Here is a 15,930-nt window from a genome sequence, read left to right on the forward strand (position 1 = left end):
TGGAATGTCTACGTTAAAAAATGGATTGAAAGCGGGTCTGCGTACGACTTGGACATTGGGAAAAATCATTTTCCCGATCACATTATTGGTGACGATGCTCCAATACACACCGGTCCTGCCATTCATCATCGATTTTATCGCTCCGGTCATGGGCATCTTTGGCCTAAGCGGGGATGCCGCCATTCCGCTTGTTCTGGGCAACGCGTTGAACTTGTATGCCGGAATCGGGGGGATTCTGTCCCTGGAGCTAACCGTAAAAGAAGTGTTTATCCTGGCAGTTATGCTGTCTTTCTCACATAATATCTTTATCGAAACCGGTGTGGCGCTGAAAGTAGGCGTTAAACTGTGGGTCGTGCTCGTTGTCCGGTTTGGGCTTGCTGCTCTTTCCGGAATTATTATTAACCTGGTCTGGAAAGGCGGCGGAGAAACCGCGCAATATGGTTTTGCGCCGGAAACAGCCGCTGATCCTGAAGGCTGGATGGCGATTTTCCTGCTCGGGCTGGAAAAAGCGTCATTCGGCATTCTGCAGCTTGCCATGATTGTTATTCCGCTCATGCTAATGATCCAGATTTTAAAAGACAAAGGCGCCTTGCAGCGTATTTCCAACGCAATGGGCCCTTTGACGAAATTGCTCGGCATCCAGAAAAATGCTTCATTGACTTTGGCTTCCGGCCTAGTCTTTGGGCTCGCAATGGGTGCGGGCGTCATGATCCAAGCGGTTCAGGAAGACGGCGTCAGCAAAAAAGATGCCACGCTTGCCTTCATCTTTTTGGTCGCGTGTCACGCGATTGTCGAAGATACGCTCATATTCGTTCCGCTCGGAATCCCGATATGGCCGTTATTTGTTATTCGGCTTGTGACGGCTTTGGTCTTGACGATTGTGGTTTCCTACCTGTGGCGTAAAGCGGAAGAAAACCGGAAGGAAGTGGTTTCGACATGACAAAAGAAATCAATACGCTGTTATTCGATTTTGACGGCACTTTGCTTGATACAAACGAATTGATCATCCAAACTTTTTTGTCGGTGCTGGATGAGCATTTCCCGGGACGATTTGAACGCGGGGATGTGCTCCATTTCATCGGTCCATCCTTGAAACAGACCTTTACCGCAATTGCGCCGGAACGGGCAGAAGAACTGATGGAACAATACCGAACTATCAATAAAACTTTGCATGATGAATTAGTGGCAGAATACGACGGCGTTTCCGAAACTTTACGCTTATTAAAAAGCCGGGGCTTGAAAATGGCGATCGTCTCGACGAAAAGAGGCGTAGGCATCCGCCACGGCCTAGAATTGATGGGCATCGAAGGGCTATTCGACGTCATCATCAGTTTGGACGAAGTGAAAGAGCCGAAGCCGGATCCTGAACCGGTCTTGCTGGCACTGGAGCGTTTGGGCGCGTCTCCTGAAGAAGCATTGATGATCGGGGACAACTCGCACGACATCGAAGGGGGCCGAAATGCCGGCGTCCGGACAGCGGGTGTGGCCTGGTCGATCAAAGGCGAAGCATACTTGGCCGGCTTCGGGCCGGATTATATCCTGCAGCATATCAGCGATTTGCTGGAACTTACGAAAGAAGCGGTCCAATGAGAAACACGGAGCGCCATTTTGTGACAGGTTCCAATTCGCTTTGGCATATTTACAAAACCGTGCCGTTCTGGAAAGTGGCCAAAAATTTCATCGTCATTCAGACGGCTCGCTATACACCGTTTCTGCCGATGAAAAATTGGCTTTACAAAACCTTTCTCCGGATGAAAGTAGGGGAACATTCTTCTTTTGCGCTAATGGTCATGCCGGACGTCATGTTCCCGGAAAAAATTACCGTCGGACGCAATTCAGTGATCGGCTATAATACGACGATCCTTGCCCACGAGTATTTGATCAAAGAATACCGGTTGGGGGAAGTGATTATAGGAGACGAAGTGCTGATCGGCGCCAACACAACCATTTTGCCGGGTGTGACGATCGGCGACGGCGCCATCGTTTCCGCAGCTACACTCGTCAACAAAGACGTGCCAGCCGGTGCGTTTGTCGGCGGCAATCCGATGAAAATCATTTATACAGCTGAACAAATGGCCGAACGCCAACTGAAAACCTGAAAGCGGTGTGCTTTCAGGTTTTTTTACTATCAAAGAATAGGGTATACAGGAAGGAGACTGTTTAATGGCGGGTTCCCAAAAGGGAAAAAGAGGATACAATGCCAAAATTCATTTCTTTCACATAACTTGCCTCCAATTCCTTGACGGTCGATGGAAAGATGCGCTAAAATAAAAATTACTTCACCACTCTAACTAACTAAAGTAAAATAACCAATTTTAGGAAGTGACTCCCAATGACCATTCAAATGTTCGAAAAACCGCTAGGCATGCGCGACGATTTTCCTTTTATAGCAAAGAAAAAAGCCGAGCTGCGTGCGAAAGGCACTTCAATTATGCAAGGGGCCGGATATGATTTGCTTCAAACTCCGACTTTGGAATATTACGAAACCATCGGCAAGATTTCAGCCATTCCGGACAATGCGCTTTTTAAATTGCTCGATAGCCAAGGCGAAACGCTCGTCCTGCGGCCGGATATGACTTCACCGATTGCCCGGGTGGCAGCATCCAAATTGCTGAAAGAAAAAATGCCGGTGCGGCTAGGTTATTATTCCAACGTCTTCCGCGCACAAAAAAGGGAAGGCGGGCGCCCGGCAGAATTCGAACAGATGGGCGTTGAACTGATCGGCGACGATTCTCTTTATGCTGATGCAGAAGTGATCATCCTGGCATCGACCATCTTAAAAGAACTGAACGTGGAATCGGGGCGTGTCGTGATCGGCCATACGCAATTGCTGCAGCTGATTTTAAAGGATTTTGGCTTGGACAATAACCAAATCGACATTGTCCGTTCAGCATTGGTATCGAAAAACAGTGTCCGTTTTGAACAGCTTGCCGCTGAACTTTTGGATGATGGGTCGAAGGCCGCCGCTTTTAAAGGCTTGGTGACGACATCCACCTTGGAAGACTGGAAGCCGTATATCGACTCTTCCAACGAAGAACAAGCGGCGCTGTACGGAGAAATGCTGAAACTGCAAACCATTATCCAGCGAAACGGCTTATCCGAAGCCATTACCTATGATTTATCCTTCACAAGCCATATGACGTATTACACCGGATTGGTGTTTGAATTTTACGGAGCTGGCAGCGGATTCCCGCTCGGCAATGGCGGGCGCTACGACGGGCTCATGAAGCAATTCGGCCTGCATGTCGGCGCTACTGGATTTGGCCTTCGCGTTGACCGGCTGCTCGAAGTCATTGCACCGGACCGGGAAGCGGAACCGCATATTCTCATTCTCTTCTCGGAAGATACCGAAGAACTGGCGCATGAACAGGCACAGGAACTGCGCACAAATGGATCGCGGGTGACGCTTCAATATGCTCCGGCCGTAAAAGCGTTAGAAGAGTTTTGCGCTTTATTCAGCGAAGTAAGACGATTGGAAGGTGCTACAAATGGATGAATTGACGATTGCGATGCCGAAAGGGCGCATTTTTGAAGAAGCTTATGAATTGCTTGTCAAAGCAGGCTATGATTTGCCGAAAGAACTGGACGATTCGCGTAAACTGATTGTGGAAGCGCCGAACGAACGCTTCCGCTTTATTTTGGCGAAGCCGATGGATGTGCCGGTTTATGTGGAGCACGGCGTAGCAGATATCGGAATCGCGGGAAAAGACGTCATGCTCGAGCTCGACCGTTCGGTGCATGAACTGCTCGACCTTGGCATCAGCCGCTGCTATATTGCAACAGCGGGACTCCCCAACACGGAAATGAACCCGGTGACGCCGCGCATTGCAACAAAGTATCCGAAAATCGCTTCCCGTTTTTACCGCGGCAAAGGCGAACAGGTGGAAATCATTGAACTGAACGGTTCGATTGAATTGGCGCCGATGATTGGCCTGGCCGATCGCATCGTCGACATTGTTTCCACCGGCAAAACCTTAAAGGAAAATGGCTTGGTGGAATACGAGCAGATTGTGGACATCACGTCCCGTTTGATTGCCAATCCCGTAAGCTACCGGCTGAAACAGCAGCGGATCCGGGAACTGGTGGAAAATCTACGAAAGCAGGCGAAAGCATGAAACAGACGCAATTGACTTCGGATATCTCCATCAGGAGAACGGTGGCTGAAGACAACGCTGAACAATTGGCCGCAGTCAAAGAGATCATCCGGAATGTCCGGCTGAACGGCGATGCAGCGCTGCTTGAATATACCGATAAATGGGACGGCGTCAAACTGGCGGCCATTCAAGTGGGGCCGGATGAAATGAAGGAAGCCGTAGACCGTTTCGATCCACAGCTTCTTCAGGATTTATCGGAAGCTGCAGGCAATATCCGGGACTATCACGAAAACCAGAAACAGCAGGGCTATAAAAACACAAAAGACGACGGCTCTTATGTCGCGCAGCGGGTTACAGCGATCGGTTCGGCCGGCTTGTATGTGCCAGGGGGAACGGCGGCCTACCCGTCTTCGGTATTGATGAATGTCATTCCGGCGCAAGTGGCGGGAGTCGGACGCATCGTATTGATTTCGCCTCCTGGAAAAGACGGCAAATTGTCTGACGGTGTACTCGCGGCGGCGCATATATTGGGAATTGAAGAAGTCTACAAAGCAGGCGGGGCACAGGCCATTGCAGCACTTGCTTACGGAACGGAATCGATCCGCCCCGTTGATAAAATTACAGGGCCGGGCAATGTATTTGTGGCCCTTGCCAAACGCGAAGTGTTCGGTGACGTAGCCATTGACATGATTGCAGGGCCAAGTGAAATCACGGTCATTGCCGACGATACCGCTTTTGCGGATGAAGTGGCTGCCGACTTGCTTTCACAGGCGGAGCACGACCCGATGGCATCTGCCGTGCTGTTGACGACCAGCCAATCATTGGCGGACGCTGTCTCGCAAGAAGTCGAGCGCCAATTGGAAACATTGCCGCGCCAAGCGATTGCCGGAAAAGCGATCCAGGATTACGGCATGATTTATATCGGAAAGACGATGGATGAGTTGATCGACGCCGCCAATGAGCTGGCTCCGGAGCATTTGGAGATCATGGCGCAAGATGCGGAATCTTTGTCCGAAAAGATCCATAACGCGGGCGCGATTTTTATCGGCCGCTATTCCTCGGAACCGATCGGCGATTATTTTGCCGGCACGAACCATGTTTTGCCGACCAATAGCACAGCACGGTTCTCGAGTGCCTTGTCGGTCTACGATTTTGTCAAACGGACAAGCGTGGTGTATTACAGCGAACAGGCCTGGCAGCAAAACGAAGCGAAAATCGCACGTCTTGCACGCCTGGAAGGACTTGAAGGACACGCGCGGGCAGTAGAATCCCGTGCTTGGAAAAAGGAGAATGGACGATGAGAAAAGCCGAGATCAAACGCGATACAAATGAAACCAAAATTGCTGTTTCGTTTTCATTGGATGGAGAAGGAAAAGCGGACATCGAAACGGGCGTGCCGTTCATGGACCACATGCTCGATTTGTTCATCAAGCACGGCTTGTTCGACGGGGAAATCAAAGCGGACGGCGATACGCATATCGATGACCACCACACAACGGAAGACATCGGCATTGTGCTTGGCCAGGCAGTGAAAGAAGCATTGGGCGATAAAAAAGGCATCCGCCGCTACGGCAATGCGTTTGTACCGATGGACGACGCACTGGCACAAGTGGTTATCGACTGTTCCAACCGGCCGCATCTTGAAATGCGCGGCGAGATTCCGAATGCTAAAGTCGGTACGTTTGACACCGAATTGGTCCGTGAATTTCTGTGGAAATTTGCGCTGGAATCCCGGATGAACGTCCACGTCATCATCCACTATGGCCACAACACCCACCACATCATTGAAGCGGTCTTTAAAGCGCTCGCCCGTGCATTGGACGAAGCGACCTTTATTGATGGCCGAGTGAAAGGCGTGCCGTCGACAAAGGGGTTGCTTACATGATTATCGGCATTATCGATTACGGCATGGGCAATCTGTTCAGCGTCGAACAGGCGCTGAAAAAACTGGACTGCACCGTCATCTTATCTGATGACCCGGAAACGCTTCTGGAAGCGGAAGCGATCTTATTGCCCGGAGTCGGTGCTTTTCCGGATGCCATGGAATTATTGAACCAAAAAGGCCTTTCTTCATTTATTCAATCGCTGCCCCAAAAAGGGATTCCGCTTCTTGGGATTTGTTTGGGCATGCAGCTTTTATACGAAGACAGCTCAGAAGTCCGGCCGACTCCGGGGCTTGGTTTGCTGAAAGGGCAGATCCGCCGTTTTGAGAGAGGGGCTTACCGAATTCCCCATATGGGCTGGAACCGGCTTGAGTTTTCACGTATGCCATACTGGCTGGAAGATTTTCAAGTGGATACGCATGTCTATTTCGTCCATTCGTTTTTAGCGGTGAACACAGACCTTGAACAGGTGTGGGCGACGGCAAGCTATGGCAGCATCGATGTGCCGGGTGTGGTCGGTTCCGGTTTGATCACCGGGATGCAGTTCCACCCCGAAAAATCGGGCGACTTTGGCCATTATTTATTGGAGCAGTGGATTGCAAATGTCAGGAGGAACCAAGATGAGCAAGTTTCAGATTTATCCCGCAATTGATTTGCGCGGCGGCAAATGCGTCCGCCTTTTCCAGGGGGACTATGCACAGGAAACCGTATACGGCGATTCGCCTGTCGACATGGCGAAAAAATTTGCAGATGCCGGTACGGAATGGATTCATATGGTCGATTTGGACGGAGCCAAAGACGGCGTCCGGATCAACGATCAAGTAGTGATCGAAGCGGCGAAACTGCCGGTCAATATTCAAATTGGCGGCGGCATCCGGACGCGTGAAGACATCGAACATTATTTATCGAACGGCATCAGCCGGGTGATTATCGGGAGCCTGGCGATCCGCAATCCGGAACTGGTCGTATCGTTTATCGAGGAATTTGGGGCAGACCGTATTGTGATCGGCATTGACGCGAAGGATGGCATGGCCGCAACGGAAGGCTGGATTGAAACCTCAGGGCAGTCGGCAAAAGACGTGGCGCGCTTTTTTGTGTCTAAAGGCGCCAAGCATTTTATCTATACGGACATTGCAACGGACGGGACACTCGCTGGGCCAAACATCGAGGCGAATAAAACCTTGGTCGATTCGGACGCGGCAGAAGTAATCGTCTCGGGCGGCATCGGCACATTGGAAGATATCCGAAACGTCAAAGCGGCTGCCAAAGAAAGCCCGGTTGCCGGCGTTATCATCGGAAAAGCATTGTATGAAAACCGCTTTACATTAGAGGAGGCGCTGTCATGCTGACAAAACGCATCATTCCATGCCTTGATGTGAAGGAAGGGCGCGTGGTCAAAGGCGTCAGCTTTGTGGAGCTGCGGGACGCCGGAGATCCGGTGGAACTGGCCCGGTTTTATGATAAGCAAGGAGCGGACGAGCTGGTCTTTTTGGACATTTCCGCTTCCCATGAAGGCAAAGAGACGATGGTGGAAGTCGTGAAAATCGTGGCAACGGAATTATCGATTCCGTTTACCGTAGGCGGCGGCATCCGGTCTCTGGAAGACATGAAACGCATGCTGCGCGCCGGTGCAGATAAAGTGTCATTGAACACGGCTGCGCTTGACCGTCCGGAACTGATCAAAGAAGGCGCCGATTATTTCGGGTCGCAATGCATCGTCGTAGCGATTGATGCGAAAAGCAACGGCACAGGCTGGGACGTCTATACCCACGGCGGCCGCAACAAGACCGGCTGGGATGCTGTGGAATGGGCGAAACGGAGCGTCGAGCTTGGCGCAGGCGAACTATTGTTGACGTCGATGGACAAAGACGGCCAAAAAGACGGCTTTGACCTGGCGCTGACCAAGGCGGTGCGTGAAGCGGTCGAAGTGCCGGTCATCGCAAGCGGCGGGGCAGGAAACCGGGAGCATTTTGCCGAAGTCTTTAAACAAGTGGACGCCGATGCGGCACTTGCCGCTTCGATTTTCCACTACAAAGAAACCAGCGTGGCTGAAGTGAAAGACTATTTAAAGAAAGAGGGAGTGAACGTCCGATGAACGAAGTAAAATATGATGCAAACGGGCTGGTTCCCGTCATTATCCAAAATGCTGAAACAAAAGCCGTGCTGACGCTTGCTTATGCAACAGAAGAAGCCGTGCAAAAAACAATTGAGACCAATGAAACTTGGCTGTACTCCAGAAGCCGCAACGAACTGTGGAACAAAGGGGCAACGAGCGGCAATACGCAGAAAGTTACAGCTGTACGCCTCGATTGCGACGGCGATTCATTGATCTACGAAGTGATCCCGAACGGACCTGCATGCCACACCGGCGAAGAAAGCTGCTTCTACAACACAATTGCCGGAGCGCCAAACGAATCCACCGTGGATATGTTCAACGACCTGACAGGGCTTATTGAAAAAAGAGAACAGGAAATGCCGGAAGGCGCCTACACTACATATTTGTTTGAAGAAGGCGTTGATAAAATCTGCAAAAAAGTAGGGGAAGAAGCTGCAGAAGTGATCATTGCCGCTAAAAACAGAGATCCGAAAGAATTGGCGATGGAAACAGCAGACTTGTTCTATCACGTCCTTGTTTTGCTGCAGGAGCAAAAAGTTGGGCTAAATGAAGTGATTGACGTCTTGAAAGAACGCCACGCCACAAAAACTGCAAGTAAATAATACGGAAATATGCTATAATAACAGCACATTTGAGTAAAGGAGCGATATTGATCGTTCCTTTTACTTTTTCGGAGGCATATTTTGGAGAATAAAAAAAAGAAAAACTACGAGAATATCCTGTCGTTCATTCCAACGGGGGAGTATTATTACAAAAAAGCGCTGAAAGAACTGCAACGCGAGCAGTATCCAAAAGCTCATAAGTATTTGCAGCGGGCGACAGAACTTAGCCCGAAAGATCCTGATATTTGGATTCAGTTTGGCATTGTCCTTATGGAAATGCAGGAGTTTGAACAGGCGAGAGAAGCGCTGCGGATGGCTTATGACCTGGATATCGACAAAACCGAAACCTTATTTTTCTTAGCGGAAGTGCATGCCCATATGGGGATGTTTTTAGAAGCGCGCAATTTCGCCAAGAAATACGTAGAAAGCGATGTCCAGGGCCGGTATGTGGCAGAAGCGCTGGAAATCATCGATTTTGCGGAGCAGGAAGACTGGCAGCTTTTTGATGATGAAGGCGAAGCGCAGGACAGCGAGTATTATTACCAGCAGGAAAAAGCACGCCGTTTAATGGAAGAAGGAAAATTTCCGGAAGCTATAGACCTTCTGGAAACCTTGATCGAAGAAAAGCCGGACTTCTGGGGAGCGCATAACAACCTGGCGCTGGCTTACTTTTATATCGGCGAATCCGAAATGGCGAAAGCGCTGCTGCATGATGTGCTTCGGAGAAATACGGGCAATTTGCATGCGCTTTGCAATTTGGCGGTTTTCCACTATTACGAAAAAAACGAAGAGCTGGAAGACGTCTTGGAACTGTTGAAGAAAATTCAGCCCTATGTCTTTGAGCACCGCTACAAACTTGGAGCGACCTTTGCGCTGGTCGGCAAGTACAAAGAAGCATACCGCTGGCTGCGCAGCTTGCAAAAGCGTGGATTTGACGGAGATCCGGCGTTTTACTTCTGGCTCTCCCATGCTGCTTACCATTCCGGCCATGAAGACATCGCAAAGCAGGCCTGGAAGCAATTGACGAAGATGGATCCGGGGAAAGACGGTTATGAACCATGGGCTGAACAGGCGGCTATGCCGCATGCTGATGCACTCGAACATGACCGCGATTATCTCGTCGGAAAACTCGATCATGTGCAGAAGAGCGAGCGGCTTTTTGGTTTGTTCCTGCTCGGCAAGTCTGCCCATAAACAGGAGATCATTTCTCATCCAAACTGGCTCAATTCAGAACAGCCGACAGTGATTGAAACATATCTGCTGGGGTATGCACTGGGGCATCCGTTCAAGGAATCCGTGCCGGAAGAAATGGCTTTCATGCGTGCTATGGAAGCAGCCGAAATTCTGTATCAGGAAGAAAAGATGGTAACCGAACAAAATTCCTACGCTTTTCAACTGTTGTTTATGTTGGTTGAAAAGGCGTTTGATGAAAATTACGGATTCAAAAACCCGAAAGCCTTGGCTGCGGCCGTATTCTATATGGTCAAATCTTCAAGAGACCGTTCTGCTACGAAAAAAGCGGCTGCCGAGCAATTTGGCGTTTCGGCAGCCACTCTGACGAAATACGTCAATGAACTGGCGAAATTCCTTCCGCTTTTTGAGTCGTAAGCAAAAAAGTTGCCGCAGTGCCGGGAATCTTATACGATTTAGTTACTGAGATTTAGGAGGTCCTATTATGACTGAGACGAATAATACGTATGACGTAATCATTATTGGAGCAGGACCAGCAGGCATGACTGCCGCTGTTTACACATCGAGAGCAAACTTAAAAACATTAATGTTAGAGCGTGGAATTCCGGGCGGCCAAATGGCCAATACGGAAGAAATTGAAAACTATCCGGGGTTTGACCATATTCTTGGGCCGGATCTTTCCAATAAAATGTTCGAGCATGCGAAGAAATTCGGTGCGGAATATGCGTACGGAGATGTAAAAGAAATCATCGATGGGGAAGAATACAAAACCATTATCGTTGGTTCGAAAGAATACAAAGCCCGCGCGGTTATTATTACCACAGGTGCGGAATACAAAAAAATGGGTGTTCCGGGTGAAAGTGAACTGGGCGGCCGCGGCGTCAGCTATTGCGCGGTTTGTGACGGGGCATTCTTTAAACAGAAAAACCTTGTCGTGGTCGGAGGCGGAGACTCTGCAGTAGAAGAAGGCGTTTATTTGACGCGTTTCGCTGACAAAGTCACTATCGTCCACAGACGCGATGAATTGCGCGCACAAAAAATTCTTCAAGACCGCGCATTCGCAAACGACAAGATCGACTTTATCTGGAGCCACACAGTGAAAGAAATCAACGACGAAAACGGCAAAGTCGGAAGCGTCACGTTGGTTTCCACTAAAGACGGCGCAGAACAGGAATTTGATGCAGATGGCGTATTCATTTACATCGGCATGCTGCCATTGACGAAACCATTTGCGAACCTCGGTATCTTAAACGATGAAGGCTACATCGTGACCAATGAGAAAATGGAAACATCGGTTCCAGGAATCTACGCTGCAGGCGATGTCCGCGAAAAAATGCTTCGCCAAGTTGTAACTGCAACAGGCGACGGCAGCATCGCTGCACAAGCTGTTCAGCATTATATCGAGGAACTGGTTGAACGAATCGGGATTAAAGCCTGATTTAACGCTATTTTAATCCTGCTGTAACACGCTTGTCACAGACAAGTGGTAAAGTAGGAATAGTAAATTGACCCCCTTTTTATAAAGAAACTTTGACAAGCCGTTTTCCGATTTAATCGGAAGGCGGCTTCTTTTTTTGTGTAGAGATATTTTTAAGGCAGTGTTGGAGCTAAACAGGCGCTTCCACTTTTCTTAGTGTCCAGTTCCGGCGGCTAGCTCCTCGAGTCGCTTCGGTCTTGCCGATAATGGCAAGGAACGCCATTATCTTCAAGCCCTCCAGCGCTTGTCGGGGCTGAACAAGCCGCCTGCACTTTTCTTTTTTGCATGACACGCCTGGATAGATGTATAATGGAGAGAGTTTACAATAGATGCGGAGTGTCGACAGTGCAGCGAATCGCAAATTTATTAGTGGTCCAGAACGGACAAGTATTGCTATTGAAGAAACCCCGGCGGGATTGGTACGTAGCCCCGGGCGGGAAAATGGAATCAGGAGAATCGATTTACGAAGCCGCCATCCGGGAGTTTAAGGAAGAAACCGGAGCGACGCCGATCGGCACTCATTTAAAAGGGATTTACACTATGATGATCCAAGAAGGGGAAAAAGTCGTAGACGAATGGATGCTGTTTACGTTTCTCGCAACCGGCATCACCGGCACCCCTTATGAAGAAACAAGAGAAGGGCTGCTTGAATGGCATCCTATTGAAAGTTTGGATTTCTTGCCAATGGCGGAAGGCGACCGGACAAACTTGAAGTTTGCCGTAAGCCAGGAAGGCATGCAGTATGGAACTTTCCATTATTCTTCCGAATTCCAATTGATCAATGAAAACATTCAAACGTCTACCGAAGAGGGGATTCCACGTAATGGATAAGCATACCGATGAAACTGAATTGATCATAATTACCGGCATGTCAGGAGCGGGTAAAACAGTCGCTATCCAAAGCTTCGAGGATTTGGGCTTTTTTACAATTGACAACTTGCCGCCTGCGCTTTTATTGACTTTTATCAAGTTGATGAGAGACTCAGGCAAATCGATGAAACGCGTCGCTGCCGTAATGGATTTGCGGGGCGGGGACTTTTTTGACAGTTTGGTCGATGCAATCGACAATATTTCGAAAGAACCGAAAGTATCCACCACCATCCTATTCCTGGATGCCGATAATCAGACGCTGGTCAGCCGCTACAAAGAATCACGGCGATCGCATCCGTTGTCGCCAGGCGGCTTAGTGCTGGGCGGCATCAAAAAAGAGCGCGATATGCTGATGGATCTGCAAGGGCGAGCGAAGTATATTTACAATACCTCGTCGATGACACCGCGTCAGCTTAGAGAAAAAATCGTATCGGATTTTGCGACGCAATCCAGCAATAAATTTACCGTCAATGTCATGTCCTTCGGCTTCAAGCACGGCATTCCAATTGATGCTGATTTGGTTTTTGATGTGCGCTTCTTGCCGAATCCTTATTATATTGAAGATTTGAAGCCGTTATCGGGTCTGGATGAACCGGTTTCAAGCTATGTGCTTCAATGGGGCGAAACGCAGACGTTGATCAGCAAATTGAGCGACCTTTTTGACTTCATCATTCCCCAGTATAAAAACGAAGGCAAAGCCCAATTGGTAATCGCTTTCGGCTGTACGGGCGGACAACACCGTTCAGTAACGCTTGCTGAATATTATGGAAAACTGCTGGCTGAACATAATAAAACAATCGTCACGCATCGGGACGTCAAAACAAGAAAGGGCTGAGTGCATGGAAAGTACTTTACGCCGGAAACGGGTTGTCATCATTGGCGGCGGTACAGGGCTGTCTACATTATTGCGGGGCTTGAAAAAGTTCCCGTTGGATTTGACTGCCATTGTGACCGTGGCTGATGATGGGGGAAGCTCCGGGCGTCTTCGAAATGACTTGGATATTCCGCCTCCCGGCGATATCCGGAATGTCATGGCCGCTTTATCGGATGCGGAACCTTTGGTAGCGGAAATGTTTCAATATCGATTTAAACAATCACCGGATCTGGACGGCCATTCACTGGGCAATTTAATGTTGGCGGCCTTAACCAATATTACCGGCGATTTTTCGCATGCGGTGAAAGAAATGAGCCGCGTGCTGAATGTCAATGGGACTGTATTGCCGGCAGCCAACCAGTTGGTCACACTTCATGCAGAGTTTGAAGACGGCACGATTGTCAGTGGAGAATCGAAAATTCCGGCGTATTTGCAGCCGATCAAAAGAGTTTTTCTGGAGCCCCGCGATGTCAAAACCTTGCCGGACACCATAGAAGCCATTCAAAAGGCAGATGTCATCGTCGTAGGCCCCGGGTCGTTATATACCAGCATTTTGCCGAACCTTCTTGTTAAAGATATTAAAAAGGCGGTCAAATCAGCCGAGGCCAAAAAGATTTATATTTGCAACCTGATGACGCAGGCTGGAGAAACCTATAAATATACGGCATGCGACCATGTCAAAGCGCTTTATGACCATGTAGGCGAACCGTTTCTGGACGCCATTTTACTGAATAAAGAACAGGTTCCCCAAGGAATTGCGGAACGCTATATCAAACAAAAAGCCTGGCCTGTAGCGTACGATGAAGAACGTCTGCAGAGCATGGGCCTTGAAATTTTTAAACAGGACATCGCCAACATTTTGGGTGAAACGGTCCGGCATGAACCATTGAAAGTGGCAGAATGGTTGTTTGAATACGCCGGAGGCCTGGCCAAAGAAGATCCAAAGCAGCTATATTTCTAGCGCTTGGAAAGGGGGAAGATGTTTTGTCTTTTGCTTCGGAAACAAAAAAAGAGATGACCCAAGTAGAAGTGGACGATTGTTGCGGGAAAGCGGAATTATCTGCCTTGATCCGTATGAATGGAACCCTGTCATTTTCAAATCGCCAGCTAAGCCTTGATATCCAGACGGAAAATGCAGCGATTGCCCGTCGGATTTACACATTGCTGAAACGGTTTTACCGGGCTTATCCGGTGGAGTTGCTGGTGCGGAAGAAAATGCGGCTAAAGAAAAACAACGTTTACATTTGCAGAATCAGGGAAGGTTCTAAACATGTATTGGAAGACTTAGCGATCATTTCAGAAGGCTTCCAATTTGAACATGAAATCAATAAATCCTTGATTGAAAAAAATTGCTGCAAACGCGCCTATTTGCGCGGGGCATTTTTAGCCGGCGGTTCTGTCAATAACCCAGAGACGTCTTCATATCACTTGGAAATTTATTCACTATATAAAGACCATGCAGAATCCCTGGTGGATCTGATGAATGAATTCCACTTGAACGCGAAAACGATTGAACGGAAAAAAGGCTTTGTAACTTATTTAAAAGAAGCTGAAAAGATTTCAGATTTTCTGAGCATAGCTGGTGCCCATTCAGCATTATTGAAATTTGAAGACGTGCGGATCATCCGGGATATGCGCAACAGCGTAAACCGCCTGGTGAACTGCGAAACGGCGAATTTGAATAAAACCATCGATGCCGCACTGCGCCAAGTGGAAAACATCCGCTTTATCGATCAAACGATCGGGATTGACCAATTGCCTGAACGGCTGCGGGAAATTGCGCGGCTGCGGGTGGAATACCAGGACGTCACGTTAAAAGAACTGGGTGAAATGGTATCGGCAGGCAGTGTCAGTAAATCCGGTGTGAACCACAGATTGCGGAAAATTGATGAAATTGCCGAAAACTTGCGCAAGGGAGAGATGATCGGCCAATAATTTTGGCCGTTCTTTCATATATTTGGGGTGTGCAGATCAGTTTTAGAGGAGGAGCAACATGGTTGAAAAACAAGTAGTAGTCCAGTTGAAATCAGGTTTACAAGCAAGGCAGGCGGCATTGTTCGTGCAGGAAGCCAACCGGTTTAATTCGGATGTGTACCTGGAAAAAGACGATAAAAAAGTAAATGCGAAAAGCATCATGGGCATTATGAGCCTGGCAATCAGCAAAGGAACAGATGTAAAAATCTCTGCTGACGGCAAAGATGAACAAACAGCTGTAGATTCACTGGCTGCCCTAATCGAGAAAGAAGCTTAAAAAGAAAGTCCGCAGCCAAATGCTGCGGACTTTCTTTTAGGCTGTAGACAAACTTTAAATGAAATGAATAGAATGCATAAAACCAACCGGTCCGGCCACTTCGCTTTCCGTGGGCTCAGCTTCAGTCTCCTCGTCGCTTCGAAAACCCGCTGCTCCTGTTTCTGTCCCTGCATCGCTACGCTAGCTTCGGGACATGACAAACCGTTGCATCGCTGCGCTAGCTTCGTCGCAAAGGCTTGCCCTCGCTGCCTTCGGCCAATGTCTTGCCAAAATTCCGGCTGCTTCTGACACCTCCATGGCTTGGAGTGCAAGCGCTCGACTCCTGCGGGAACAGCCCGAGCTGAAGACCCTGGAGCGACCGGAGGGAGTGAAGCGGCTAAGGCCGGGCCCGCGGAAAGCGAGCGCTGGAACGGAAAGCCTTCACGCCTTCTTCGTCTCTTTGAAATTTTTATGGAATTCAGGGAAAGCAGTTGACTAATCATAAGAACGCGTCCGGCTGAAACGGAGGATCCGGCATATCCTATTATATGTTCCTTCATCTCTAATATCTAAAAATCCTTTTTAAAATTCCG

Annotated in this window: 18 protein-coding genes; all 18 read left to right on the forward strand. The window is 48.9% G+C overall.

Annotated elements, in window-relative coordinates:
• The first annotated feature begins 4 nt into the window (after positions 1–4).
• A complete protein-coding gene (locus HU147_RS14935; RefSeq protein WP_224076971.1) occupies positions 5–940 on the forward strand; it encodes a nucleoside recognition domain-containing protein in 936 nt (311 codons plus the stop codon).
• The gene (gene ppaX / locus HU147_RS14940; RefSeq protein WP_224076972.1) at positions 937–1,590 is read left to right on the forward strand and encodes a pyrophosphatase PpaX; all 654 of its coding nucleotides are present in this window, start codon (positions 937–939) and stop codon (positions 1,588–1,590) included. The genes HU147_RS14935 and ppaX overlap by 4 nt, the downstream gene beginning before the upstream one ends.
• Positions 1,587–2,099 (forward strand): acyltransferase, encoded by a 513-nt coding sequence (locus HU147_RS14945; RefSeq protein ID WP_224076973.1) that lies wholly within the window; start codon positions 1,587–1,589, stop codon positions 2,097–2,099. The genes ppaX and HU147_RS14945 overlap by 4 nt, the downstream gene beginning before the upstream one ends.
• Positions 2,100–2,332: 233 nt before the next feature.
• Complete coding sequence (locus HU147_RS14950; protein WP_224076974.1) at positions 2,333–3,496, forward strand: ATP phosphoribosyltransferase regulatory subunit; 1,164 nt, start codon at positions 2,333–2,335, stop codon at positions 3,494–3,496.
• Positions 3,489–4,115 carry an ATP phosphoribosyltransferase gene (hisG, locus tag HU147_RS14955; protein ID WP_036808129.1) on the forward strand — a complete coding sequence of 209 codons (627 nt, stop codon included), beginning with the start codon at positions 3,489–3,491 and terminating at the stop codon, positions 4,113–4,115. The genes HU147_RS14950 and hisG overlap by 8 nt, the downstream gene beginning before the upstream one ends.
• Positions 4,112–5,395 (forward strand): histidinol dehydrogenase, encoded by a 1,284-nt coding sequence (gene hisD / locus HU147_RS14960; RefSeq protein WP_224076975.1) that lies wholly within the window; start codon positions 4,112–4,114, stop codon positions 5,393–5,395. Before hisG ends, hisD begins: the two co-directional genes overlap by 4 nt.
• Complete coding sequence (hisB, locus tag HU147_RS14965) at positions 5,392–5,979, forward strand: imidazoleglycerol-phosphate dehydratase HisB (protein ID WP_224076976.1); 588 nt, start codon at positions 5,392–5,394, stop codon at positions 5,977–5,979. Before hisD ends, hisB begins: the two co-directional genes overlap by 4 nt.
• Entirely contained in the window at positions 5,976–6,629 is a 654-nt protein-coding gene (hisH, locus tag HU147_RS14970; RefSeq protein WP_224076977.1) for an imidazole glycerol phosphate synthase subunit HisH, read from the forward strand. The genes hisB and hisH overlap by 4 nt, the downstream gene beginning before the upstream one ends.
• The gene (gene hisA, locus HU147_RS14975; protein WP_224076978.1) at positions 6,598–7,326 is read left to right on the forward strand and encodes a 1-(5-phosphoribosyl)-5-[(5-phosphoribosylamino)methylideneamino]imidazole-4-carboxamide isomerase; all 729 of its coding nucleotides are present in this window, start codon (positions 6,598–6,600) and stop codon (positions 7,324–7,326) included. The genes hisH and hisA overlap by 32 nt, the downstream gene beginning before the upstream one ends.
• Positions 7,320–8,072: an imidazole glycerol phosphate synthase subunit HisF gene (hisF, locus tag HU147_RS14980; RefSeq protein WP_224076979.1), complete on the forward strand. Its 753-nt coding sequence runs from the start codon at positions 7,320–7,322 to the stop codon at positions 8,070–8,072. Before hisA ends, hisF begins: the two co-directional genes overlap by 7 nt.
• Complete coding sequence (hisIE, locus tag HU147_RS14985) at positions 8,069–8,695, forward strand: bifunctional phosphoribosyl-AMP cyclohydrolase/phosphoribosyl-ATP diphosphatase HisIE (protein ID WP_224076980.1); 627 nt, start codon at positions 8,069–8,071, stop codon at positions 8,693–8,695. Before hisF ends, hisIE begins: the two co-directional genes overlap by 4 nt.
• An 81-nt stretch (positions 8,696–8,776) precedes the next feature.
• Positions 8,777–10,303: a tetratricopeptide repeat protein gene (locus HU147_RS14990; RefSeq protein ID WP_224076981.1), complete on the forward strand. Its 1,527-nt coding sequence runs from the start codon at positions 8,777–8,779 to the stop codon at positions 10,301–10,303.
• A 67-nt stretch (positions 10,304–10,370) separates the two neighbouring features.
• Positions 10,371–11,324 carry a thioredoxin-disulfide reductase gene (gene trxB, locus HU147_RS14995; RefSeq protein WP_224076982.1) on the forward strand — a complete coding sequence of 318 codons (954 nt, stop codon included), beginning with the start codon at positions 10,371–10,373 and terminating at the stop codon, positions 11,322–11,324.
• Positions 11,325–11,708: 384 nt separating this feature from the next.
• Positions 11,709–12,194, forward strand: coding sequence for an 8-oxo-dGTP diphosphatase (locus HU147_RS15000; protein ID WP_224076983.1), 486 nt, complete (start codon positions 11,709–11,711; stop codon positions 12,192–12,194).
• Entirely contained in the window at positions 12,187–13,068 is an 882-nt protein-coding gene (gene rapZ, locus HU147_RS15005) for an RNase adapter RapZ (RefSeq protein ID WP_224076984.1), read from the forward strand. Before HU147_RS15000 ends, rapZ begins: the two co-directional genes overlap by 8 nt.
• A gap of 4 nt (positions 13,069–13,072) precedes the next feature.
• Entirely contained in the window at positions 13,073–14,068 is a 996-nt protein-coding gene (locus tag HU147_RS15010; protein WP_224076985.1) for a gluconeogenesis factor YvcK family protein, read from the forward strand.
• 23 nt (positions 14,069–14,091) lie between these two features.
• Positions 14,092–15,042, forward strand: a complete 951-nt coding sequence (gene whiA, locus HU147_RS15015; protein WP_224076986.1) for a DNA-binding protein WhiA — start codon at positions 14,092–14,094, stop codon at positions 15,040–15,042.
• Between the two features lie 58 nt (positions 15,043–15,100).
• Positions 15,101–15,358, forward strand: coding sequence for an HPr family phosphocarrier protein (locus tag HU147_RS15020; RefSeq protein WP_224076987.1), 258 nt, complete (start codon positions 15,101–15,103; stop codon positions 15,356–15,358).
• The last annotated feature ends 572 nt before the right edge of the window (positions 15,359–15,930 follow it).

It is taken from the genome of Planococcus chinensis (assembly GCF_020071995.1).
GTDB lineage: Bacteria > Bacillota > Bacilli > Bacillales_A > Planococcaceae > Planococcus > Planococcus chinensis_A.